This is a genomic window from Rhizobium giardinii bv. giardinii H152 (assembly GCF_000379605.1).
Lineage (GTDB): Bacteria > Pseudomonadota > Alphaproteobacteria > Rhizobiales > Rhizobiaceae > Pararhizobium > Pararhizobium giardinii.
Genome location: NZ_KB902757.1, coordinates 1 through 20686, shown reverse-complemented (window position 1 = coordinate 20686; position 20686 = coordinate 1). Strand labels below are relative to the sequence as shown.

Below are 20686 nucleotides of genomic sequence, written 5' to 3'. Positions count from 1 at the left end.
GGCTCAAGGAAATCGATGTGGTCATGAATGGTCTCCCTCCGTTACCGGAATTGGAGCGCCGCAGCCTCCATTCGGCAAGGCAACATCTAGGGTCTTGACAGAGGAAGTGGGCGGCCTCACACGGATGTGATCGCAAGTTGAGCGCGGTAACGGGATTTTCGCGCGAAAGAGACTATGTTCCGATCGCTCAGCCGTACCCATCCAAGGCCGTTTGCATGAATCGCATCGTTCCGATGATCCTCGCCGTCGCTCTGTTCATGGAGCAGATGGACTCCACCGTCATTGCGACCTCGCTGCCCGCGATCGCCCATGACCTCGGCGTCGGACCGATCACGCTGAAGCTGGCGCTGACCTCCTACATGGTGTCGCTGGCGATCTTCATTCCCTTGAGCGGCTGGATGGCCGACCGGTTCGGCGCAAAGCGGGTGTTTCGCGCGGCCATCCTCGTCTTCATCCTCGGTTCGATCTTCTGTGCCTTCGCCGGCAGCCTCCTTGCCTTCGTTCTCGCACGCTTCCTGCAGGGCATGGGCGGGGCGATGATGACGCCGGTCGCGCGCCTCGTCCTGGTTCGCAGCACGCGGCGCAGCGAACTGGTCGGCGCCATGGCGCTGCTGACGATCCCGGCCCTGGTCGGCCCATTGGCGGGACCGCCGCTCGGCGGTTTCATCACCACCTATTTTTCCTGGCACTGGATCTTTCTCATCAACGTGCCGGTCGGCGTCGCCGGCTACATCCTGTCGGGCATCTACCTGCCGGAAATCAACAGCGCCGCACCGCCGCCGATCGACATCAAGGGCTTCTTTCTGAGTGCGATAGCCGCCTCCGGCACAATGTTCGGCCTGTCGGTGATGAGCCTGCCGGCGCTGCCGCCGCAGATCGGTGCCGCGGCCGCCGTCATCGGCCTTGCTTGCGGCTTTCTCTATGTCCGCCATGCGCGGCGGCACCCGGCGCCGCTGCTCGACCTCAACCTATTCAAGGACAGCGCCTTCCGCGCCGCGGCGATCGGCGGGACACTGTTTCGCATCTCGGTCGGCGCGGTGCCTTTCCTCATGCCGCTGATGCTGCAGGTCGGCTTCGGCCTGACACCGTTCCAATCCGGCATGATCACCTTCGTCGGCGCCATCGGGGCGCTGACGACGAAATTTTTTGCCAAGCGCGTGCTGATCTTCGCCGGCTTCCGGACAACGCTGATCGTCGCCTGCGTCACCGGCACGGTGCTGACCTTCACCAACGGCCTCTTTACCCCGGCAACGCCCTATCTGGTGATGGCGTTCATCCTGCTCATGGGCGGCTTTGCCCGCTCGTTCTTCTTCACCAGCGTCAACGCGCTTTCCTTCGCCGACATTCCAGATTCCGATGCCAGCAAGGCGACCGCGATGAGCGCGGTCTTGCAGCAGATGAGCCTTGCCTTGGGCGTTGCCGTCGCCGGCGCGATCCTCGAAATCGAGACGACGCTCACGGAATCGACGCTGGAACTGAGGGATTTCCAGATCGCCTTCATGCTGATCTCGGCCATTACGCTTTCGGCAGTCATCCCGCTGATCGGCATGTCGAAGACGGCCGGCGCCTCGGTTTCCGGCCACCGGAGGCACCAGGAGCCGGAAACGGAAACGATTGCCGTCAAATAGCGGGGGAATGCCTATTCCGGTCGTTCACAGACCGCCGAGAGCTTGTTGCCATCGGGATCGCGGACATAGGCCGCGTAGAAATTCTCATGGAAAGGTCTGAGGCCTGGCGCGCCCTCATCGGTGCCGCCATGAGCCAGTGCCGCCTTATAGAATGCGTCGACATCCGCCCGGCTCTGAGCGTCGAGCGCCACCATCGAACCATTGCCGATCGTTGCGGCATTCCGGTCATGGGGCGTGACGACCCACAGCCGGCAGCGGCTATCGTTTTCGGCGCCATAGCCGATCTCGACATCGTCCTGCTTGCGGCGTTTCAGCCCGAGCGGAGCCAAGGCCGCATCGTAGAAAACCTGTGCACGCTCAAGATTGTTGGAGCCGATGGTCACGTAAAGAAGCATGGCATTACTCCGCCGGCGCTTCGTCGAGATCTTCCGAGACGTCTTCACGGCTCGCCCCGCCATCCGCCTGGCGTCCCTTGAAACCCTTGGCAAGCAGGAACATTTCGACCGATTCCGCCCGCGATGAGGCAGGCTTCACATGGATCACCTGCTTGAAATTCTGCTTGAGGAGATTGAGAAGCTCGCGCTCGGTTCCGCCCTGGAAGGTCTTCGCCAGGAAATGGCCGCCCGGCGCCAGAACGTCGATGGCAAAATAGGCTGCGACCTCGCAGAGATGCATGGTGCGGATATGGTCGGTCTGGCGGTGGCCCGTCGTCGGAGCCGCCATGTCGGAGAGAACGAGGTCCGGCGCGCCGCCGAGGGCCTCCATGATCTTGTCCGGCGCCGTCGGGTCGAGAAAATCGAGCTGGAAGATATGGACGCCCGGCAGCGGATCCATCGCCAGAAAATCAATGGCGACGACCTTCGGCTCCGCGTCGGTCGACCGCGTCACGTTGGCGGCGATCTGAGACCAGCTCCCGGGAGCGGCGCCGAGATCGATGATGCGCCGCGCACCGGAGAGAATCTTGTGCTTCTCGTCGATTTCGAGCAGCTTGAACGCGGCGCGGGCGCGATAGCCTTCGAGTTGGGCACGCTGGACGTAGGGATCGTTGATATGCCGCTCGATCCAACGCCGCGACGACGCCTTCAGCTTGCCCTTCTTGACCTTCTGGCCAAGCTTGCGCCCGGTGCGGTTTCCGCCGATCGGGGGTTTTGTCATTGGGTCTTTCCTTCATGGGAAGCGTACGGAGCGGGGCCGCGCGCAGGCCGGCGGGCGCGGCCGCGCCGCCAGACGCCGTCATCGGCCATCATGTCGGTGAGCAAGCCTTCGCGCAGGCCCCTGTCAGCAACGCGCATCCGTTCCGACGGCCAGCGGCGGCGAATGGCTTCGAGGATGGCACAACCGGCCAGCACCAGGTCGGCGCGATCCGGGCCGATGCAGGGGTTGGCGGCACGCGCTGTGAAATCCCAGGAGAGAAGCCGTGCCTGCATGGCCGAAACCTCGTCATCCGACAGCCACAACCCATCGACTTTACGGCGGTCATACCGCGGCAGGTCGAGATGGACGCCGGCGAGCGTCGTTACCGTGCCGGATGTGCCGATCAGGTGGAAGCCGTTCTCGTCGCCGGGATTGTCGAGCGTGTGGATTTCCGGGCAGTCGAATTTGTCGAGCATGCCCTGAACTTCAACGACCATCGCCTCGAAACTCTCCGGCGTGACATGCTGGCCGCCATGGCGTTCGGACAGCGTTACCACGCCGACCGGCAGCGATGTCCAGTGGGTGATGTGATTGGCAAGGCGGCTGGAGCGATTCTCGCCGATCTTGATGACGGCGATCTCCGAGGAGCCGCCACCGATATCGAACAGCACCACGGATTTCGTCTCGCGCCCGACCAGCGACGAGCAGCCGGACACGGCAAGCCGCGCCTCGGTCTCACGGGTGATGATCTCGAGTTCCAGGCCGGTTTCGGCAAGCACCCGCTCAAGAAAAGCCTCGCCGTTTTCGGCAGCGCGGGTCGCCTCGGTGGCGATCAACCGGGTCTTGCGGATGTCGCGCGTCTTCAGCTTGGCGGCGCAGACCTTCAGCGCCTCGATCGAGCGGTCCATGGCATCCTGCGACAGGCGGCCGGAGGCGCCGAGCCCCTCGCCGAGTCGCACGATGCGCGAAAAGGCATCGACGACGCGGAACTGGCCCGGTCGCGTCGGCTGCGCGATCAACAGGCGGCAATTGTTGGTACCAAGATCAAGCGCCGCATAGAGCGGCGAGGCCGAATCAAAACCCAGGGGCGCGCCCTGGCCGCTCCCGCGGCGGTCCTCGCGCGCAATCTGGGAAAATGCCGGCCGCTCCTCCGCCCGCACAATCGGCGCAGGGTTCGGTTGCGGCGCCCGAGTGGATGCTTCTGCGCCCGGCCGCTTGTCTGCAGTCGCAAGCGGCCTCCCCTGCAGGCTGCGGCGCTGCCGGTGTTTCTTGTTGCGCTTGCGGCTGGAGTGCTGCTCGGCACCGGGAATAGCCGCCGGCTTCGTTGTGGAAGCATCGGCATGAATTGCAGTGGCCACCTGTTGGCCCTGCCCCGATTTGGCGCGGCGCCTGCGCTTGCGTTTGCGGACCGGTTCCCCGGTCGCATCTTTCACTTCGGGACGCCCTGTTGCTCCGGCATTGCCGGAGGAACTGGCATTCGCAGAGGCCATGCGCGACGGTTTTCCCCGTCTGCGCTTGCCTTTGCCGGAACGGGACGGTTGCCCCTCGTTGCGGCCTGCTGCCGACGCCCCGGAAACGGACGGCTTTTCGCCGCTGTCGGGGTCTCTCACGTGTCTGTCCATTGCGCCGCGCGGAACAATCGCCGCTCGAGGCGCTCTCTTGATTTTCGTTGGCCGGACTTTACCAGCGCTGCCCGCTTTCGCCAAATTCTTTTTGTGCAGCGTCCGGATGCCTGAATTCCGGCATCATCGCATGGATGGCACGCCTGCGGAATTTGCGTGGGCAAAGTTACATTTTTTCCCAAAATCTATTGCATCCGCCGATCTTTTGTTTATAAGCCCGCTTCACCGGCTGGGCGGCACGCTCGCTCACGCAGCGTTGGGGAATAGGTTAACGGTAGACCCACGGACTCTGACTCCGTTAGTCCTGGTTCGAATCCAGGTTCCCCAGCCAAATCTTCCTAAAAGCCCTTAATTCCTTGATTTTCCAGTCGTGCCGGATATCGTTTTGGCATCATTTGCGACCTGATGCCCAGAACTGGTGTCCCAAGGTGATGCCCACGCCGATCAAGCGCGATGGACGAACCTTGAGGGAAAAGACAGGGTATTCGTCATGGCCGTGCGCCACGAGGTCGAGAATCTGATCCGCCGCGGGAACATCTTCTACTGGCGGCCGCGCATCCCCGCCGCATTCGTTCACTGCCGTCCGGGCAGCCGTCTTTCACTCAGCCTTCATTGTTCGGACCATAGAAAGGCGCAGATCATCGGCCGGAAGCTCAATACACGGCTGGCCGAACTGAAGATGAATTCGAAGGACGTGATGACCACCAAGAAGCAGCCAAGAGCTCGAGAGGCTCGATGACATCAGCACGATGGCCAAGCGCAATGGCCGGGGTGGTGACGTCGTCGAGATGGAACTCGACCTCGAGGCTGGCTGGGCCTGTCAGCTCCTGGCGAAGTTCGGAGCCCGCTCGGATCTCAACCTGGATGGAGACTGCCCCGGGCTCACCTACCTGCTCAAGAACGGCGTGCCTGCCTCGCATGTCGACGTGATCCGGGCAAATTATCTCGCCGAGCTCACGATTGCACGCAGCGCCGGCTTCGAGGACGGCATCCGGCGGTTGATCTACCAGTTTGATATTGCCGACACCGCCGTCAATCGCGAACGGGCGATGTCGAAAATGTTCGAAGGCCGTGCCGCAGCCCTGCTTGACATCGACGACCGCCACGACCTCGTCGATCGGAGCCTCAGCGAATTCACAGGTGGCGGCAGATCGAACAAGTTCGTGGTCGAGGGGAAGCCCGTCGAGGTCGAACCTGTTGCCGCTTCCTCGTTGATGCTGGCCAAGGAGAGCAAGCCGGCACCGACTGCAACCGGGTATCCCGCAGCCAGAGAAAATCGCCTACCTCGACCTCTCACCGCGCGTGGCGCCGAACGCCAAAACGGCAGCGGCTGAAACTCAAGGCGCAAGCCAGAGGGTCGTAACCGTCGCAGATTTTACGGCCTTGATCAGTCTTCAGATCCAGCGTTAGCGCGCTTTCCCCGCGATAGCATGGTAAAGGCCGGGTCGTCCCAGCGTGGACCGCCGGGCGGGCCGATACGGATCACCTCGGCCCCCAGATCGGCCAGCATCATACCGACCATAGGACCGGCGAGATAGTGGCCGAAATCAAGTACGCGAATATGAGACAGAGGGCGGTCGGTCATGGAAAAACTCCGAAGTGATTTTTTCCAGATTACCCACGGCCGAAATCGGCGGGATCACGGATACTGCCAATAATGAAACAAAATCTGCCAAAGTCGCGTGCTGGCATGCGTGTCAACGTTCTGCTGTTCGATGCGTTCTCCAACATGATCCTCGCCTGTCTCATCGAGCCATTAAGGGTAGTGCGGGACGAGCACGGTCGTGCAATCATCGAGCGGCCTGTCGCTAGCGCCCGGCTGCTCCGTGTCGAAGGCGTCCCCTTGCGATGTCCTGATACTGCTTGGCGGCGACCGCTTCCGTACCGACGCGACCGCTACCGAAACGCGTCGAGCGTTACGTCTGACGCGTAAGGCCGACATTGTCATCGCGGCGGACACCGGGGCATGGCTCCTGGCCGCGGCGGGATATCTGGATGGGCGGCAGGCAACGCTCCACTGGCAGTTGCTGGCCGAGTTTACCCAGGCTTTTCCTGAAGTTCGGACCATCCATGCCCCCTATGCGATCGATGGTCGCTGGATGACGTGCGGCAGCGCGGCAGGCGCAATGGAGCCGGTCCTGCAAGACATCGCGCGCTCGGTTTGGGGCAGCGGCGCGGTTCGACGCGGCCGCCATGTTTTTGCACGCTCCCCGCGTAGCGGCTGGGCAGGATGCCGGGACCCTGCGTACCATGGCGCGGCTGTTCGAAGCCGATGTTGGGATGGCGCCCAGTCCCGTAAGGTCTGGCGGCGTGCGTGCTGGGCTGGGCAAGATTCCAAACTTTCCCTCTTTTATCTGCCGATCAGCCCAGTTCAGTCCCCCTCCGGCGAACATTGCGTAGACGGCAGCGCCGGACGCGGCAAACTGTGCCGTCTTCACATCGCTTCCGCTTGCCCGTATTTCCTTCGCCGAGACCAGCCCCGTACGCAAACCAAGTTGAAGAGTGTCTCGGGCGTATGCCGCTGTTTGCTGGAGAACATTTGTCGCGGATGTCAGTCGGTCAGGATGGACGGCGAACGCAGCACCATCGCCGCGGAAGACGAATGGAAAGTCGAAACTGCTCCATGCATTTCCCAGCGCGGCGATAGCGGACGCACCCGCATAATTGACATCCTTGTACCGACCCGAAGCGATCGCCGAGGTTGAATCGATGACATCTGTTATTCCGACGAGCCAGTCATCCGGCAACTGTTCATAGATATCGGTGTCAAGCATGTCGGCGAAGTCATGATATGCGGGACGTTGTGTGTCGAGCTTCAACATTGGATTGCCTCCAGTTTTCTCGCGCCGCCTTCGGTGATCGATAGCGCCAAAATATTTGCCGGGCCTGCCCGCCCGGTACGGGCAGACCCGAGAGATCACGTTCAGACGAGGTTGGTCACAACGGTGACGTTGCCGTGCGTTGCCTTAGAGTACGGGCAAATGCTGTGCGCGGCGTCGAGCAGTTCGCGAGCGATCCCAGGATCGACGCCGGGCACGCTGACATTGAAACGGGCGCTCAGGAAGTAATTGCCGTCATCGACGTTCAGATCGATCTCAGCATCGACCGCTATCCCGGCCGGGAGCTTGATCTGCTTCTGGGAGGCGGCAACTTCGATGGCACCCATGTAGCAGGCCGACCAGGCGGCACCGAAGAGGTTTTCGGCAGCCGGGTGCGGCTGCTTCATCTTGACGTCGAGAAAGCCGTCGCTGCTGCGGGCTCCACCGTCGCGGCCGTTGGTGTTGTGCGTCTTGCCAGTAAAGAGAACCTTGTGGGTCATAGCGAATTTCCTGTCCTAGGTTTTGATGATTGAGCGTCTGCACCCTGTGCTGATCCAAGAGATACGCCACCGTGACAGGAACGGCACGTTAGGTGTTGTTAGACGTCATTAACGCGGTCCTTGAAAAATTTCGGCTGCGAGCATTCAAGGCTGCTCACACCATGTTTTCCAGGCGACTGGCGACGTTTCCCCCGATGAGCATCGGGCCACTATCATCATCTAACAACGCCTAACGTGTGCATTCGACGTCCTCGGCGCACCCCTTGAAGCAGCACAGGGGTGCAGACGATCAACCCGATTTTACCGAGGAGAATGATCATGACCGCAATCAAGACTGACGTTATTGACGAGGGCCGCCGCTTGTTGGGTGCCGCTAAATCCGGGATCGCAGCCCTGGGGATCGCCAGCTTGCTTCCTTCGTATGCCAGGGCGGCGACGGCATCCGGCGCCATCCGCCCGTTTCAGGTGAACATTCCCGAAGCGGATCTCGATGACCTTCGCAACCGCCTCGCCCGTACGCGGTTGCCCGAAAAAGAGACCGTTGGCGACTTTACCCAAGGGGTACCGCTGAAGACGACCAGGCAGTTGCTGGATCACTGGCAGAACAAATATGACTGGCGCAAGGTCGAGGCTCGGATCAACGCCGTGCCGAATTTCATCACCGAGATCGACGGGCTGGACATCCATTTCATCCACGTCCGCTCCAGGCACGAAAATGCCCTGCCCCTGATCGTGACGCACGGATGGCCCGGTTCGATCATCGAGCAGTTGAAGATCATCGGCCCGCTCACCGACCCGACAGCCCATGGCGGCAGCGCCTCGGATGCATTCCATATCGTCATCCCGTCGATGCCGGGCTACGGCTTCTCCGGAAAGCCCGGGGCAACGGGATGGGGACCGGAACGCATCGCAACCGCCTGGACAACCCTGATGCGACGCCTGGGCTACACCCAGTTTGTCGCGCAAGGAGGCGATTGGGGTGCGGTCGTGACCGACATGATCGGCGTGCAGGCTCCCCCGGAACTGCTCGGCATCCATACCAACATGCCGGGCGCGATTCCCGACGCCATCAATAACGCAGCCTTCGCCGGGGCGCCGGCCCCGGCAAATCTCTCGGATGAAGAAAAACACTCATACGATCAGCTCGTCTTCTTCTACAAGCATGTCTCCTACGCATCTCTGATGGGAACCCGTCCGCAGACCCTCACCGGGTTGACGGACTCTCCGATCGCTCTTGCGACCTACATGCTCGATCACGACGGGGCGAGCCTGGAAATGATCGCCCGATCGTTCGACGGCCAGGATGAAGGCCTCAGCCCTGACGATGTACTCGACAACGTGACGTTGTTCTGGCTGACAAACACCGGCGTATCGGCCGCGCGCCTTTACTGGGAAAACAAGCTGGCATTCTTCGCTCCGAAGGGCGTCAGAGTGCCTGTCGCGGTCAGCGTCTTCCCGGACGAACTCTACCAGACACCGCGTGCCTGGGCCGAAAAGGCGTACCCAAATCTCGTGCACTACAACAGGCTTCCCAAGGGTGGACACTTCGCAGCGTGGGAGCAGCCGAAGCTTTTCACCGAGGAGGTGCGCGCTGGCTTCCGCAGCCTTCGCAAATCCGGCTGAACATAGGCTGAAGCCTCGGCGCGTGCACTGCACGCGCCGTTTTCTCCAACGGGCGCTCGACGCTCTAGAGACAATTCCATGAACAAGACCATGCATCTCATACACACGGCCACCACCGAAACCACCGGTGGACGCGACAACGGCGTCGTCCGCAGCACGGATGGTGTTCTCGACATCAGGCTCTCGGATCCCGGTTCGACCCGCATTGGGACTAATCCCGAACAGCTCATGGCAGCGGGATGGTCGACAAGCTTCGCAAGCTCTGTGGCGCAGGTCGCTCGCCAGACTGGAGTGCCTCTATCCGCCAACGTCAGGATCCATACAGAAGTGTATCTTTCGTCAGACGACGATGTATTTGTCATCGGCGTTCGGCTTATCATCCAACTTCCCGGTGTGGGACGCGACGTCGCTTCGAGGTTGATCGAAGAGGCACGGCGGATCTGTCCCTTTTCGAAGGCCACACAGGGCAATGTCGAGGTTATTATTACGATCGTGTGAACGAACGGACGGTTGGGAACAGCCAATAGTCCACAATGGCGGCACCGAGGCCATTGGAGTATAAGGAGCCAATTGCAGCGCCTGGGGCAAAAGCCATGAGCAATGTCGGCGACACTACGGCGGACGAGCTATCCTTCGGTCCGTTCCGCTTGAGTGTCGGCCAACGACTCCTTACGAAGGATGGCGCTCGGATCGATCTGGGTGCGCGTGCCCTCGACTTGCTGATTGCTCTGACTCTTGCGCCCAATATGGTCGTTGCCAAGAAGGACCTTATTTCCCGCGTCTGGCCTGATGTCATTGTAGACGAAGGCAGCCTGCGTTTTCACATGACGGGGCTGAGGAAGGCGCTTGGCGATGGGCAGGACGGCGCGCGCTACATCACGACTATCGCCGGAAGAGGCTATTGTTTCGTAGCGCCAATCTCGCGATCCGGCCGCTTGCGACAAGGTTCCGCCGCCCCTGATTTCCCACACGCCCTGCTGCCGGGCCGACTTGACCGCATGGTCGGACGAGAGCAGGACGTTCAGCGTCTGGCCGAGAAATTGATGACGTCGCGGATGGTTACTATCGTCGGCGTCGGCGGCGTCGGAAAGACCACCGTCGCCACCGCGGTTGCGCATCACCTCGCCCCCACCTTCAACGGGGCGGTCCTGTTTGCCGACTATGGCATGTTGAGCGATCCGGGTCTGGTCGCGGCCGGTATAGCCTCGATGCTCGGTCTGCCAGTTGGATCCGACGATGTCCGGCCTAGCCTGATCGCCTACCTGCGCGACAAGCAAATCCTGCTGATCCTCGATACCTGTGAGCACCTGATAGATGCCATCGCGGATCTCGTGGCAACGATTGTCGACGCCGCGCCGCAGGTGTTTCTCCTCGCGACGAGCCGGGAAGCGCTGAGGATCGAAGCTGAAAGCGTTTACAGGCTCGACACCCTCGCTTGCCCGCCGGATGATCCGGAACTTTCCATCGAGACAGTTCTTTCCTTTCCGGCAACGCGGCTGTTCATCGAACGCGCTGCGGCGAGCGGGGCATCTCTTAATCTCAGCGACCAGGAAGTTCGCGTCGTTGCGGGGATCTGCCGGAAACTCGACGGCATGGCGCTCGCTCTGGAACTCGCCGCCCGCCGCGTCGAGAGCTATGGGCTCACCCAGACTGCCACGCTTCTCGATCGGCATTTGACATTGGGATGGACAGGATCGCGGACAGCACCGCCGCGACAGAAAACGCTTCAGGCAACGCTCGACTGGAGCTTCGGGCTCCTTACAGAAGTGGAGCGCCTCGTGCTTCGGCGATTGGCAGTCTTCGTCGGCGACTTCACACTTGATGCCGCACTGGAAGTGATTTCCACCTCCGAGATGCATCCGCCGTCCGTCTTCGAAGCGATCGACAATCTTGTCGCCAAATCGTTGCTCGCAACCCATCCCCTGGGCGCGATGATGCGCTACCGCCTGTTGGACACGACACGGGCCTATGCGCTCCAATCTCAGACTGAAGCGGAGCGCGCCGGACTGGCGGCGCGTCACGCGACCTATTATCGACGTTGGCTCGAGCAATTCGGCCCGGATTGGCCGACGTTGTCGACAGGGCTTGAGCGGTTGCCGTACTTCGTGAGCATCAACAATGTTCGCGCGGCACTTGAGTGGTGCTTCGGAGAACACGGCGACATTGATGTCGGCATTAGGCTTGCTGCTGCCGCGGCGTCCGTTTTCCAGGTCATGTCGCTCTTTCCCGAGTGCCAGCGATGGTCGGAACGCGCGCTCCTCGCGCTGGATGACGCGTCGAAAGGAAGCATCGAGGAGATGCACCTGCAAGCGGGTCTTGGAATTTCCCGAATGTATCTTCAAGGCGGCCGCGAAACCTCGCAGGCCGCCCTCGTTCGCAGCCTGCAAATCGCTGAAGAGCGGGGCAATGCGCTCGACCAATTTCGTATCTTGGGCCCGTTGAGCATGTTGAGCCTGCGCATCGGCGATTTCAACGCTGCCCTTCGCTACGCGCGTCGTTGCTCTGCAATCGCTATGATGGTGGACGATCCTGCCACGGTTGAACTGGGTCGCTTTTTTCTCGGTAATTCGCTGCATTTCACGGGTGATCTGATTAATGCGCGGATCGAACTCGAGGCGGCAGCGAGAAGCGAACCGCGGTCGCAGAGAACCCCTGCCAGCTATGTTGGCTTCGAAGGGAGACATCTCGCCGGGGGGATTCTGGCCCGGAATCTGTGGCTGCAAGGCTATCCGGCGCAAGCTGACTACCGGGCGCGCCAGGCGATCAGCGATGCAGCCAAGTTGGATCATTCCCTGACCCTGTGCATCGCACTTCTGGGCGGAATTGCTGTCTTCCTGTGGCGGGATGATCTGCCGAGTGCCGAGGAGCATATCGAATGGTTGATCTCGCGCGCAGGGCTTCATTTCCTATCACCATACGTGTCCGTAGCTCAAGGTTTCCAAGGCGAAGTAGCCATCCGCCGTGGAGACGTGAAGGCCGGGATCGAGCCGTTGCGTCGATGCATCGAGAAGCTTCACTCGGCGACCTACGAGGTGTTCACGACCATGCTCGAGATATCGCTGGTCAAGGGATTGGTGGCAATCGGCGAATTTGACGAAGGCCTGAACAGAATCAACCGAACCATCGAGCTCGTCGGGAAGAACGGCGACCTTTGCTACCTGCCGGAGCTATTGCGCATCAGAGCGAACCTGCTTTTGTCGATGCCGGGTTCTCTGGCCATTGATGCCGAGGCATGCTTCACGCGGTCGCTTGAGCAGAGCCGGAACACGGGCGCACGCGCATGGGAGCTACGAACTGCGACCGATCTCGCTGCGTTTTGGGTCGGCGACGGACGGGTGCGCGATGCGCGGGCACTGTTACAGCCAGTGTTCGAACGATTTGGCGAAGGCTTGGACACTGCGGACGTGATGGCCGCCGCACGACTGTTGGAAAAACTGTACTGACCTTCTGCTGACGCTCGCGAGCGCGGACGCGGCTCAGACCACGTTGAGCTCGACTGCGATGTTGCCGCGCGTTGCCTTGGAATACGGGCAGAGCTGGTGGGCACGCTCGACCAGGGTCTTGGCGAGGTCAGCCTCGATACCCGGCAGGCTCGCGTTCAGTCTCGCCTGCAGGACATAGCCGTCGTCGTTCGAGACCAGGTCGATCTCGGTATTGATCGCTGCGTCGGCGGGCACGCGAAGCTGGCGCTCGGCGGCCGCTCTTCCGATCGCGCTGAGGAAGCAGGCGGACCAGCCGGCGGCGAAGAGCTGCTCGGGATTGGTGCCCGGGCCTGAGGAACCGGGCGGGGACAATTTCACATCGAGACGACCGTCGGAACTGCGCGACGCGCCGTCGCGGCCGCCCGTCGTGTTGGTGGTGCCGGTGTAGATGACCTTCGACATGTAGGTACTCCTTCGTGAAGTTCAGCCGGCGAGATAGCGGGTGGTTGGTTGGTAGACAGGTTTCCGGCCATGGCCTGCCGGGCGGCTTCGTAGGCATCCCACTGGGCGATGTCGTGCAGGCTGGGAATGGTGACGAACTCTTTGCGGGAAAGCCCGAGGAGCGCTGCATCGACCAGTGCGTCGGCCGGCATGACGATCTCTTGGGGCAGGTGCGCGACCGGCAGTCCGGCGGCATCCCAGAAGTCGGTGGCGGTCGCTCCGGGAAGGACGACCTGCACGTGGACATTGCGGCCTTCAAGCTCCTGCCGGAGGCTCTGGCTGAAGGCGAGGACGAAGGCCTTGGACCCGCCGTAGACGCCGTTCAGTCTTTCGGGCGTGATCGCCACGATCGATGCGATGTTGACGATCGTTCCCCGGGTGCGTTCGACGAAGCCGGGGACGGCCGGGTAGGTGAGCCGCGTCAGCGCCTCGACATGAGGGCGATCATCGCGCTCATCGCTTTGACGTCGGACTGCAGCAGTGGTGCGGTCGCTCCCACGCCAGCGTTGTTGATCAGCATGGTGATCCCGGCATTGTCGGCGATCAGACTGGCGACGCGGTTCACGTCATCGGCCGATGTCAGGTCGGCGGTGACGGTCTCGATGGTGCGGCCTGTCTGCTCGCGGATCGAACGAGCGATCCGGTCCAGCCGCTCGGCATTTCGCGCGACGAGCACCAGGTCATAGCCCTGGCGGGCAAGGCGATCGGCATAGAGAGCTCCGATGCCGCTCGAGGCCCCGGTAATGACGGCCGTTCCCAATGTCTCAGGCATGGCATTTCCTTTCGGGTTTGGTGGGCGCCGCCCGGAGAACTGCTGTTGTGGGCTGCGATGACGGGAATATGAGCCTGGGGAGAGTTGCCCGGTAGCGAGTAGAAACGAGAGCCAGCCTCTCGTTTTCGATCAGCTCCGCTTCAGGTAACGAGAAGCGGGATCGCTGTTGACGAGATCGAAAATCAACGCGTTGCGAGCGTTCTCATATTGCGTCCAGCCATCGGCCGCAGAGAGAGAAGGGATAGTGACGGGCTCGCGAAGATCGAACCCGACCATCGCGGCATCGACGAGGTCCTGCGGGGTCATCACGCCGGGTAGAGGTTCGGGCGGACAATTGTCGAATGGCCAGACGTCCGTCCGTGTAGCGGCCGCAATAACCTGTTGGACATAGACGTTGTCGCAAGCCAATTCGGCATGTAGCGTTCGGGTCAAGGCGATGGCGAAGGCCTTGGTGGCACCATAGACGCCTGTGGCGAACTCGGGGGCCAGACCGACCGCCGACGCAACATTCACGACCGCGCCGTTGCGCCGCTTCGCCATGCTTCCGGCTGCAGTCGCCGCGAGCCAGGCATAGAGTTTGATGTTGGTGTCAATCAGCCGATCGAGACCTGGCGTACTGCCAAGAACCAGCGGCCCGCCCGCCGGCAGCTCGAGATTGTTGATAAGGAGGTCGAGTTCCGCGAACCTTGCCGCAACCTTCCGATCACGATCCATCGTCAAGTCGACGTCCAGGATTTCGATCGTCGCATCGGTTTCGCATCGAAGCACTTGTGCGAGCGCGCTCGGCCGCTCGGAATGACGCGCGAGCAGCACGAGATCGTACCCACGGCGCGCCAGGCGATCGGCATAGACCAACCCAATCGCGCAGGATGCATCGGCGATGAGAGCCTTGGGGCGTGTTCGCGACATGACCTTCGTCCTTTCGCGATCGGTCTAGCGGTTTCCGCGGCGTTGGGAACTTGCCGAATTCAAGAGGCTGCCTCTCAGGTTCCCTCGCTACCGCGTGTGGCAGCGTTGCGCGATCTTTTGAAGCGCTAACCCGGGATCGTAGCCGCTGAGACGGTCTTGATCCCCTATCGATCGAGGAGATCAATATGGATACGCATTTGAAACGCAAGATCGCCTTCGCCTTGTCGATGGGCATCGTCACGACAGGGCTCATCTCCTTCACGCTACTTGCGATCAATCTGGGCTTCTCGAAAGGGTTCGTCCTGACATGGCTCAGCTCGTGGAGCATTGCCTATCTGATCGTCATTCCTGCCATCCTGCTGATCGGCCCGCGTGTTCAGGCGCAAGTCGACCGCGTCGTCCGCTGACGCGCCGACACTATTTCGAGGCCAACCTTGATAAGCTCAAGACCCCGGTGAAGGTGGTCTGGGGCGAGAAGGATCTCTACATCAAGCAGGAAATGGGAAGGGAACTTGCCGAGCGGATCGGGGCCAATCTCTCGGTTCTTCCCGATATCGATCACTACCCGCATCTCCAGGATTTGGAGCGGACGGTCGAAGAAGTGCGGGCTTCATTCCGGTGACGGCGCATCACCATAGTTGCTGCAAGCGGCGCGAAGCCGGGGGAGAACCCAATCGATGAAGGCACGCACCTTGAGGGCAAGCAGGCCCTGACGCGAGTAGACGATGTGGATCGGCCTGGGTTCGCTGCCGTAGTCCTTCAGGATCTGCACAAGCGCGCCCGAGGATACTTCCTCCGGAACCTGGTAGTCGAAGAGGCGGGCGATCCCGGCTCCGTTTCGCGCGGCGGCAACGCAGTTGGCCGCCGTGTTGACCTCGATCCGGGTCCGGGGCATCGCCTCGATGGACTTGCCATCGATCTCGAAACTCCAGAAGAACGACCGGTTGTGGTACATGATCCCGTCGTGGTTGGCGAGCTCGATTGGATGTTGAGGAACACCATGTCGTTCCAGATAGGCCGGGCTTGCGCAGGTCAACAGACGGAATTCACCGGCCTTGACGGCGTAAAGCGAGCTGTCGGCCAGCTCACCCAGCCGGATGGCGACATCGACCTGCTCGTTGACCAGATGAACAGAGCGGTCGAGTGACAGAACGTTCAATGTCACCTCAGGATGCTTGTTCATGAAGTCGAGTGCGATCGGCAGAACGTAGCGATGACCAAACTCGATCGGCATCGTGATGGTCAGCAGCCCCCGCGGCGTCTGATACTCACCCGACGCTCTGCGTTCGACCTCTTCAAGATCGGCGATGATCTTGCGTGCCGCGTCGACATAGTCGCGCCCGGCATCGGTGAGCTGCAGGTTGCGGCTTGTTCGGATAATGAGATTCGCGCCGAGGTATCGCTCCAGATCGGCGACCTTGCGGCTGACGCTCGGCAGTGGCGCGTTCAGTTTCCGACTGCCCGCCGACAAACTCCCGGCGTCAACCACCGCAAGCAGAACCCGCATTGCATCAAGCCGATCCATAACACCCCGACGATGAGAACGCTCGATGATGAAGATATGAGAAATTGGCCCGGCTGAACAGGCAGCGTAACCGCCAGCTTGAACCGTATTCCAATTATGCGCGTTGCCGCGTCGAGACATCGCCCACTCATGCCGGTCTCCTGACGTCCGAAAATGGAGGCAACGATCGCGGGCTTCGCCTCATCATGGGAGCCTCTTCGTCACTCAACTCAGCCTCGTCGATCCGGAGCCGCTTCAAGAGCCGAAAAGCGAGCATCGAGAGGGAGGCTCTCATTTTCACTGGGTACCGGCCCGGTCTCCCGGCCGGTAATTTTCGTCCATTCGATCAACCGACACCGTCGGCGTCACGGAAAATCACCGGTTCAGTGGCGCGACTTCCAAAGGGTGAATATCATGGACAGACTCTTCGTTGTTGGTGTGTCGGCCGCCCTCTTCGCGGCCTTCGCCTTCTCGCTCAACTTCGTCGTGCCCTTCATCATCGGCGATTATTCCAACTTTGATTTTGCCCTCATCCGTCATGTCGTCTCAGCGCTGGTCGGGCTTTACATTCTGCTTTCGCAGAAGGGCATCATGCTCCATCTCACGCTTCGGAACTGCTTGCAGGCAATCTGGCTCGCTTTCATCGGATATGTCGGCTATTTCCTGACGGTGACGGGAGCGGCGGTCTTTGCCGGCCCGGTCATCGCTCCGGCTTTTCTCGGTCTTGTGCCGATCGTCTTGATGGTCATTGGGAACCAGCGCCAGGGATCATTGCCATGGAGGTCGCTCATGATGCCGTTGGCGCTGGTGATGGTCGGCCTTGCTCTCGTCAATGGCGCGGCATTCACCACCGAGGGACTGAACTCGGTTCGATCATTGTGGATCGGCGTGCCGCTGGCGCTCGCTGCCGTGGGGCTTTGGTGCTGGTTCGCGCTTGCCAGTCAAGCCGCCCTCGCCACCCGACCGGAAATGCCCTCGGGCGTGTGGTCGGCGCTGATATTGGTAGGCGGTGGCGTCTTGATGCTGGCCTTCTATCCTGTCGGTGCCGCGATGGATCTCTTCCAGCTTCCGATATTGGGATTGGGCTGGAGCGCCGCCGGCAATCTCTATCTTTGGGGCGCATCGTTCGCGCTGCTGGCAACCGTGGGCGGCGTCTGGGCCTGGAACATTGCATCACGGAGCCTGCCCGTCGCATTGGCCGCGCAATTGATCGTCTCGGAAACCGCCTTCGGTGTTATCGGAGGCCTTATCGTCCATGCCCGTTGGCCAACCACGATCGAAGTCGCTGGAGTGGTTGTCCTGATCGCTGGCGTCGTCCTGTCAGTGCGGATTTTCTATGATCGCCAATTCGCATCAGGAAGGGCAGCGCTTGCGCACGAGTGACGTGCTGTGGCCGGACCAATGACAGACACTGAGTCGGAGATGCAATCACGGCCGAACCCACGCGCCGGCGACCCCCTTCGTAAGTCCGAAATCCATGGTTTCAGTCCCATCATTTCAGCTATAAGGTGGGAGACATCGCCCAAAGGGGATTCAAGGCCAATGCCCCCAGAGAAGAAGGACCGTTCGCCTGTTGCGCTGGAACAGCGCGACGTAAGCGCCGACCAGCGTATGTTCTCACCTTCCGTTGCGCGAAATTCGGCGCCGATCCTCGCGGTCCTAAAACGTGTCCTTCCAACACGTGGCGCCGTGCTGGAGATTGGATGCGGGACCGGCGAGCACGCCGTGTGTTTTGCGGGAGCAATGCCCAACCTCACCTGGCAGCCGAGCGATCCGGATGCCGACGCCCGCACCAGCACGTCTAGCTGGATCAAATTCGCAGGGCTGAAGAATGTGCTGGCACCGCGGGATATTGATGTGTGCTCAGGCCACTGGGGCGTCGAACAAACGGGGCATTTTGACGCCATCGTGTCGATCAACATGATCCATATCGCGCCATGGGCGGCAAGCTTAGGATTGTTCGCAGGAGCTGGCCGTTTGCTTCACGCTGGTGGGCTTCTTCTTCTCTACGGCCCATTCATGCGCGACGGGGCACACAACGCCCCCTCGAACGCTGCTTTCGACGCGGCTCTAAAGGAGCGCAACCCATCCTGGGGTGTGCGTGATATCGCTGATCTTGAACAAGTGGGTGAGGCCGCTGGACTTAATCTCCGCGAGACGATCGAGATGCCTACCAACAATATGTTGCTGGTCTTCTCCAGCGGTAGTGCCTGAACGACAAGCGGGCGCGAAAGAGACGTGGGCCTAATCGAGGTCGTTCCGAGCAACGTGCGGTATCTGCTAGAATGCGGCCGAAGGCGGAGCGCGACAGACGCACTGCGAGGGGCGGTGTGATCGAACCGGAGTTCGCGCGACCGAGTGCCAACGTTGTGCTCTCGGAAGGGGAGACGAGGACTATGCCGACACCAGAGCAACCCAGTCTAATAGTTCGACAGAAATCCCCACAGAACACCGAGTTTCCGTTTGCGTCGCTCTCCGATTGGCTGATCCCAACCGAGCTCTTCTTCGTGCGAAACCATTTCCCGTCGCCGGACCTCGATGCGCGAGACTGGAGATTGCGCGTTGGCGGGGCGGTGGAGCGGCCGATCGAACTTGACCTCGACAGCATCAAGGCGATGCCGAGCACGACTTTCACCGCCGTCGTCGAGTGTGCAGGGAACGGGCGCGTCTACTATGTGCCGCCGAAGGAGGGGTTGCAGTGGCAGAACGGAGCCGTCGGCAATGCCGCGTGGACAGGTGTTCTTCTGCGCGAGATTTTGGAAATGGCGGGCGTTAAGCGAACCGCAAGTGAGGTTCTGCTCGCAGGCGCCGACAGCGGCGTCGTCGACACGAACAAGAAAACGGCTTCTCCCGGCCCCATCGCTTTTGCGCGCAGCTTACCGCTTGAGAAGGCCATCGCTGACAGCACGATCCTTGCCTATTCGATGAACGAGGAGCCGTTGACGCGCGATCACGGCTACCCGCTACGCGCGGTCGTGGGTGGCTGGTTCGGCATGGCTTGGGTCAAGTGGATCACGCATATCACGGTTGTGGAACAACCGTTCCTTGGCTACTGGCAGGCGCGCGACTATTTCCGTTGGGAGCGCAGCCTCGGGGAACCCAGGCTGGTCCCTCTTGCGGAGATGGAGGTCAAAGCGCAGATCGCGCGTCCCGTACAGGGGGCGCGTCTCATCGCCGGCCAACCGTACCGGATTTTCGGAGCCGCCTGGAGCGGAGAGGCTGCTATCCGGCAGGTGCAGGTCTGCACCGGAGATGGCAGGGGCTGGCGCGAGGGAAGGCTCCTCGAAACAGAACGTCCCTTTGCATGGCGCTTGTGGGAGTACATGTGGACCCCTGAAGAAGTGGGGCGATATATACTGCGATGTCGCGCGATCGATGGGGCGGGGTGCGTGCAGCCCGACCTCCAGCGTTCCGACTGCGAGAGCTACGCGGCCAATTGGATCGTTCCGGTGGAGGTTACGGTCGTTCCCGAGCCACAGACGTACGAGGAGGAATTCGTGATCTAATCACCCGCATGGGGCGGAATGGCGGCTTTTGGCGTAACTGCGACCCGCGTTGTCACTGCGTCATAGCCGCTTTGCAGCAACGGCGGCCGGTGGCTCGATGACCATTCCGTCATCAACACAGCGCTGCTGCCCATCCGGCGAGGTCTTGCCCCTGTGGGACACGGACCGCCGCGAACGTCGTCGTATTGGAGATGAAGAAGGTTGTTCAGAAATTGAACCGCACTCCGAAGACATTTGCACTGGAGCCGCCGTGCATGTCGCCGAGCGTCCCCCAGGCTCCGGACCGGTGGTGTATCCGCCAGAAGAAATCGACGTCGGGCATGGCGTTGAAGGAAAGGTTCAACTCGGGGCCGAGATAGAACAGCGTTCTAGCGTCCCCGTTATGCTCCAGCTCGTTCTTGCGCTCCCGTCCCTCCTGGGTATGCGTGACATGGCTGATGCCAAACGTAAAGGCTGGTGAGATACGGACGGTATCACCAATCTCGAAACCGTCGTAGCGAGCGACGCCGCCGCCCCAGAATTCCGCATTCGGATGCCCGCCGAATCTTCCGGCGANCCCCGCTTCCAGTCCGAACCTGAAGGAGCCCATCCTAGCCGGGAAGTACTGGTAGCCGAGGCCGAAGATCGGGAGGTCCTCGTACGTGACGCCGAAAGGATTGGCTGCCTGGAGGATGTCGGCGTCGACCATCGTGCCGCCGAAGGCGAATACCGACTGATTGACGTCGCGGTTCTGGGCCTGCGCGTCG

At 61.2% G+C, this 20686-nt stretch carries 18 protein-coding genes, 1 tRNA gene and 4 pseudogenes; 13 read left to right on the top strand and 10 right to left on the bottom strand.

The features are described from left to right. Window positions 1-215: 215 nt before the first annotated feature. Window positions 216-1628, top strand: coding sequence for a DHA2 family efflux MFS transporter permease subunit (locus A3AY_RS0133190; RefSeq protein ID WP_026204092.1), 1413 nt, complete (start codon window positions 216-218; stop codon window positions 1626-1628). Window positions 1629-1639: 11 nt separating this feature from the next. On the opposite strand, the gene A3AY_RS0133185 is transcribed toward A3AY_RS0133190, so the two are convergent. Genes A3AY_RS0133185 through A3AY_RS0133175 form a run of 3 tightly spaced genes read right to left on the bottom strand, consistent with a single transcriptional unit; the run spans window position 1640 to window position 4372 of the window. Further along, a complete protein-coding gene (locus A3AY_RS0133185; RefSeq protein ID WP_018329970.1) occupies window positions 1640-2023 on the bottom strand; it encodes a VOC family protein in 384 nt (127 codons plus the stop codon). Between the two features lie 4 nt (window positions 2024-2027). Beyond that, a complete protein-coding gene (locus A3AY_RS0133180) occupies window positions 2028-2783 on the bottom strand; it encodes an RlmE family RNA methyltransferase (protein WP_018329969.1) in 756 nt (251 codons plus the stop codon). After that, complete coding sequence (locus A3AY_RS0133175) at window positions 2780-4372, bottom strand: Ppx/GppA phosphatase family protein (RefSeq protein WP_026204091.1); 1593 nt, start codon at window positions 4370-4372, stop codon at window positions 2780-2782. Before A3AY_RS0133175 ends, A3AY_RS0133180 begins: the two co-directional genes overlap by 4 nt. A gap of 269 nt (window positions 4373-4641) precedes the next feature. Here A3AY_RS0133175 and A3AY_RS0133170 point away from each other — a divergent pair. The 3 genes from A3AY_RS0133170 (at window position 4642) to A3AY_RS40065 (ending at window position 5718) form a co-directional block, all read left to right on the top strand. Continuing rightward, window positions 4642-4715, top strand: a tRNA-Gln gene (locus tag A3AY_RS0133170). A gap of 159 nt (window positions 4716-4874) precedes the next feature. After that, on the top strand, window positions 4875-5123 hold the full coding sequence (locus tag A3AY_RS38525; RefSeq protein WP_018329967.1) for a DUF6538 domain-containing protein: 249 nt from the start codon (window positions 4875-4877) through the stop codon (window positions 5121-5123). Between the two features lie 49 nt (window positions 5124-5172). Then, the gene (locus tag A3AY_RS40065; protein ID WP_174371938.1) at window positions 5173-5718 is read left to right on the top strand and encodes a hypothetical protein; all 546 of its coding nucleotides are present in this window, start codon (window positions 5173-5175) and stop codon (window positions 5716-5718) included. Between the two features lie 53 nt (window positions 5719-5771). On the opposite strand, the gene A3AY_RS0133155 is transcribed toward A3AY_RS40065, so the two are convergent. Continuing rightward, entirely contained in the window at window positions 5772-5969 is a 198-nt protein-coding gene (locus A3AY_RS0133155) for a CoA transferase (RefSeq protein ID WP_026204090.1), read from the bottom strand. Between the two features lie 199 nt (window positions 5970-6168). Here A3AY_RS0133155 and A3AY_RS38515 point away from each other — a divergent pair. Next, window positions 6169-6444 (top strand): annotated as a pseudogene (locus A3AY_RS38515) (DJ-1/PfpI family protein); the annotation flags it as partial. A 228-nt stretch (window positions 6445-6672) separates the two neighbouring features. Here A3AY_RS38515 and A3AY_RS36845 read toward each other — a convergent pair. Continuing rightward, a pseudogene (locus A3AY_RS36845) lies at window positions 6673-7206 on the bottom strand (DUF3095 family protein); the annotation flags it as partial. 101 nt (window positions 7207-7307) lie between these two features. Further along, entirely contained in the window at window positions 7308-7703 is a 396-nt protein-coding gene (locus A3AY_RS0133145) for an Ohr family peroxiredoxin (RefSeq protein WP_018329964.1), read from the bottom strand. A gap of 318 nt (window positions 7704-8021) precedes the next feature. On the opposite strand from A3AY_RS0133145, the gene A3AY_RS0133140 reads away from it, so the two are divergent. The 3 genes from A3AY_RS0133140 to A3AY_RS0133130 all read left to right on the top strand — a co-directional run bounded on the left by A3AY_RS0133140 (window position 8022) and on the right by A3AY_RS0133130 (window position 12769). Next, the gene (locus A3AY_RS0133140; protein ID WP_018329963.1) at window positions 8022-9326 is read left to right on the top strand and encodes an epoxide hydrolase family protein; all 1305 of its coding nucleotides are present in this window, start codon (window positions 8022-8024) and stop codon (window positions 9324-9326) included. A gap of 78 nt (window positions 9327-9404) precedes the next feature. Beyond that, window positions 9405-9824, top strand: coding sequence for an Ohr family peroxiredoxin (locus A3AY_RS0133135; RefSeq protein ID WP_018329962.1), 420 nt, complete (start codon window positions 9405-9407; stop codon window positions 9822-9824). Window positions 9825-9919: 95 nt separating this feature from the next. Next, window positions 9920-12769 carry an ATP-binding protein gene (locus tag A3AY_RS0133130; RefSeq protein ID WP_018329961.1) on the top strand — a complete coding sequence of 950 codons (2850 nt, stop codon included), beginning with the start codon at window positions 9920-9922 and terminating at the stop codon, window positions 12767-12769. A 33-nt stretch (window positions 12770-12802) separates the two neighbouring features. On the opposite strand, the gene A3AY_RS0133125 is transcribed toward A3AY_RS0133130, so the two are convergent. The 3 genes and pseudogenes from A3AY_RS0133125 to A3AY_RS0133115 all read right to left on the bottom strand — a co-directional run bounded on the left by A3AY_RS0133125 (window position 12803) and on the right by A3AY_RS0133115 (window position 14930). Then, window positions 12803-13210: an organic hydroperoxide resistance protein gene (locus A3AY_RS0133125; protein ID WP_018329960.1), complete on the bottom strand. Its 408-nt coding sequence runs from the start codon at window positions 13208-13210 to the stop codon at window positions 12803-12805. Beyond that, window positions 13123-14021 (bottom strand): annotated as a pseudogene (locus A3AY_RS39550) (SDR family NAD(P)-dependent oxidoreductase). Before A3AY_RS39550 ends, A3AY_RS0133125 begins: the two are co-directional and overlap by 88 nt. 129 nt (window positions 14022-14150) lie before the next feature. After that, window positions 14151-14930 (bottom strand): SDR family NAD(P)-dependent oxidoreductase, encoded by a 780-nt coding sequence (locus A3AY_RS0133115; RefSeq protein WP_018329958.1) that lies wholly within the window; start codon window positions 14928-14930, stop codon window positions 14151-14153. A 185-nt stretch (window positions 14931-15115) separates the two neighbouring features. Here A3AY_RS0133115 and A3AY_RS0133110 point away from each other — a divergent pair, with 185 nt between their 5' ends. After that, window positions 15116-15337, top strand: coding sequence for a DUF2798 domain-containing protein (locus A3AY_RS0133110; protein WP_018329957.1), 222 nt, complete (start codon window positions 15116-15118; stop codon window positions 15335-15337). 5 nt (window positions 15338-15342) lie between these two features. Then, window positions 15343-15552: pseudogene (locus A3AY_RS38510) on the top strand (alpha/beta fold hydrolase); the annotation flags it as partial. Here A3AY_RS38510 and A3AY_RS0133100 read toward each other — a convergent pair. Then, window positions 15541-16455, bottom strand: coding sequence for a LysR family transcriptional regulator (locus tag A3AY_RS0133100; protein ID WP_018329955.1), 915 nt, complete (start codon window positions 16453-16455; stop codon window positions 15541-15543). The pseudogene A3AY_RS38510 and the gene A3AY_RS0133100 overlap by 12 nt on opposite strands. Before the next feature lie 393 nt (window positions 16456-16848). Here A3AY_RS0133100 and A3AY_RS0133095 point away from each other — a divergent pair, with 393 nt between their 5' ends. The 3 genes from A3AY_RS0133095 to A3AY_RS0133085 all read left to right on the top strand — a co-directional run bounded on the left by A3AY_RS0133095 (window position 16849) and on the right by A3AY_RS0133085 (window position 19940). Then, window positions 16849-17817 (top strand): DMT family transporter, encoded by a 969-nt coding sequence (locus A3AY_RS0133095; RefSeq protein WP_026204088.1) that lies wholly within the window; start codon window positions 16849-16851, stop codon window positions 17815-17817. A gap of 159 nt (window positions 17818-17976) precedes the next feature. Next, complete coding sequence (locus tag A3AY_RS0133090) at window positions 17977-18648, top strand: DUF938 domain-containing protein (protein WP_018329953.1); 672 nt, start codon at window positions 17977-17979, stop codon at window positions 18646-18648. Window positions 18649-18830: 182 nt separating this feature from the next. Next, window positions 18831-19940, top strand: coding sequence for a sulfite oxidase (locus tag A3AY_RS0133085; RefSeq protein WP_268841589.1), 1110 nt, complete (start codon window positions 18831-18833; stop codon window positions 19938-19940). Window positions 19941-20686: the final 746 nt, after the last annotated feature.